The organism is Bradyrhizobium sp. 87, from assembly GCF_023073015.1.
Classification (GTDB): Bacteria; Pseudomonadota; Alphaproteobacteria; order Rhizobiales; family Xanthobacteraceae; genus Bradyrhizobium; species Bradyrhizobium canariense_D.
Window position 1 is genome coordinate 1 of the sequence record NZ_JADPIQ010000136.1, and the last position, 1,093, is coordinate 1,093.

2 protein-coding genes are annotated in these 1,093 nt (G+C 63.8%); both read left to right on the forward strand.

Annotated features, from left to right (window positions below; translation table 11 throughout):
* Positions 1 to 92: 92 nt before the first annotated feature.
* Positions 93 to 446, forward strand: a complete 354-nt coding sequence (gene tnpB, locus IVB50_RS37295) for an IS66 family insertion sequence element accessory protein TnpB (protein ID WP_007601228.1) — start codon at positions 93 to 95, stop codon at positions 444 to 446.
* 69 nt (positions 447 to 515) lie between these two features.
* On the forward strand, positions 516 to 1,093 hold a 578-nt coding region (locus tag IVB50_RS37300; RefSeq protein ID WP_247299812.1), incomplete at its 3' end, for an IS66 family transposase zinc-finger binding domain-containing protein.

The following is a 1,093-nucleotide window of genomic DNA, read 5'->3' on the forward strand; positions in this document are numbered from 1 at the left end:
GAGATCGCGATCGGCGATGTCGTGCTGCGGACGGACACAGCCATAGATGGCGAGCAGCTGTCCCGTGTGATCCGCGCGATGCGAGCGTCACGATGATCGCGGCCGGTGCCGATCTGAAGATTTACATCGCGACGCGGCCGATCGACTTCCGCTGTGGCCACGATGGGCTTGCGGCGAAGGTGCAGGAGATGCTTCGTCTCGACCCGTTCAGCGGCGCAGCCTTCGTGTTCCGATCGAAACGAGCGGACCGGATCAAGATTTTGGTCTGGGATCGAACGGGTCTGGTGTTGGTGCACAAGCGTCTTGAAGGTTGCAAGTTCGTTTGGCCAACGATCGCAGACGGCGTGATACGGATATCGCCGGCGATGTTCGCAGCCCTGTTCGAGGGGCTGGATTGGAGGTTGGTCCGCCCGGAAGAAGCGCGGCGTCCCCAGGCGGCTGGATAACTGCGGCAGAATGACTCGGAAGCTATTTTGAATGTGGCACGCGCGGCGGCGATGTGCTCGAAATAGCGCATGAGCATCGCGGCGCTGCGCGACGAAAATGAACAATTGAAAGCGCTTTTGGCGCAAACGCAGGCGGCCTTGAGCGAACATCAGGCGGCGCTGGCGACGTCGGAAGAGGCGCGGCGTCGGTTGGAGGTCATTCTCGGCGAATTGCGACGCGAGAAGTTCGGCGCGACGTCCGAGAAGCTGCGGCCAGATCAGTATCACTTGCCGCTGGAAGACGTGGAGATCGCGCAAGGCATCCTGGACGCGGCGCAGGAGAGAGCCGAGGCTGTGATCAAGGGCCGATCGCGGAGCGCGCCGGATCAAGGTTCTCATCGCAATCGCGGCTGCCTGCCTGCCCATTTGCCGCGGGTGGAACGGATCATCGAGCCTGCGAGTACGCTTTGCCCGTGCGGTTGCGGCGCCATGACGAAGATCGGCGAGGACGTCAGCCAGCGCCTCGACGTGATCCCGGCGCAATGGCGCGTGCTGATCACACGCCGCCCAAAATACATCTGTCGCCGCTGCTCCGGCCCCGTCGTGCAGGCGCACGCACCGGAGCACGTCGTGCCCGGCGGGCTGCCGACCGAAGCGGCCATCGCGCA